Source organism: Escherichia sp. E2562, assembly GCF_005781075.1.
In the GTDB taxonomy this organism is placed as follows: Bacteria; Pseudomonadota; Gammaproteobacteria; order Enterobacterales; family Enterobacteriaceae; genus Escherichia.
Genome location: NZ_VATM01000026.1, coordinates 1 through 1,256, shown reverse-complemented (window position 1 = coordinate 1,256; position 1,256 = coordinate 1). Strand labels below are relative to the sequence as shown.

At 48.2% G+C, this 1,256-nt stretch carries 1 protein-coding gene; it reads right to left on the bottom strand.

Going from position 1 to position 1,256, the window contains the following annotated elements:
- Positions 1-8: 8 nt before the first annotated feature.
- Positions 9-1,183 (bottom strand): IS3 family transposase gene (locus tag FEK43_RS21850; protein ID WP_096247722.1). Its coding sequence is split into 2 segments (ribosomal slippage): positions 9-925 and positions 925-1,183, totalling 1,176 coding nucleotides; the frame shifts between segments, so codons are not numbered across the junction.
- Between the last annotated feature and the right edge of the window lie 73 nt (positions 1,184-1,256).

The following is a 1,256-nucleotide window of genomic DNA, read 5'->3' as shown; positions in this document are numbered from 1 at the left end:
TGTAGTGGTCAACAAAAACTGGCCACAGCTTTAGAGTTTTTCCAGAACAATCGTTCTGATTCATTCGGCGTCAAACCACCATTATATTGATGAGGTCTGAGCTGGCTGTAATATCCTGTGATGTAATTCGTTATTGCCGTGCTGGCTTCGCTAAAATTCGCGTAGCCATTATCCGGTACCCACTCTGTTTTCAGGCTTCTGAAGAACCGTTCCATTGGGCTGTTATCCCAGCAATTTCCCCGGCGACTCAGGCTTTGCTTTATCTGATATCTCCACAGTAACTGTCTGAAATTCCTGCTGGTATAGTGACTGCCTTGATCCGAGTGATACAGTAAATTAGCCGGTTTCCCCCGTGCTTCCCAGGCCATCGACAGGGCTTTACCTGTCAGTGCGGAATCAGGGAAAAATGACATCGCCCAGCCAACCGGTTTACGGGAAAACAAATCGAGTACAACAGCCAGATAAGCCCAGCGTTTTCCCGTCCAGATATAAGTCACATCACCGCACCAAGCCTGATTAGGCTCGGTAACAGCAAACTGGCGATCCAGATAATTAGGGATCTCAATGTGTTCCTTAGACGCCTTCTTATAACGATGGCCAGGTTGCTGACAGCTGATAATATTGAGCGCTTTCATCAGCTTTGTTGCCCGCCAGCGGCTCAGTTTTATACCTTTGGTGGTGACCATTGCGGCAATGCTTCGCGCTCCTGCTGAACCGTTACTTTCGTGATAAACTTCACGCACAAGGCTCAGTAATGCCACTTTCGTGGCGTCAGGCTTCCTGGGCTGCCGCCAGTATTTATAACTGCTGCGATGAACCCCAAACACGTTGCACACAACGGCAACAGGAAACCGCGCCCTGAGTTTCTCAACTAATGAGAATTGTTCAGGGAGTCTGACATCAAGAGCGCGGTAGCCTTTTTTAATATATCCCTTTCCATTTCAACGCGTTGAAGTCTTTTCTTCAACTCACGTATTTCAATCTGCTCAGGTGTCATGGGTGAAGCTATGGGTGATTTTCCCGCTCGCTCTTCTTTCAGTTGTCGAACCCATTTATCCATCGTGGATTTGCCGACATTCATCGCAGTGGCAGCGGCGGCAACGGTGTAATGCTGATCGAGTACAAGCTGGGCAGCCTCGAGGCGAAACTCGGGGCTAAAATTGCGTCTGTTACGTCCGGTCATAATGTCACCTGTTTTGACTATGAGGTGATGATATCACCTCTATTCAGGTGGCCAAATTTACTATGCCACTACA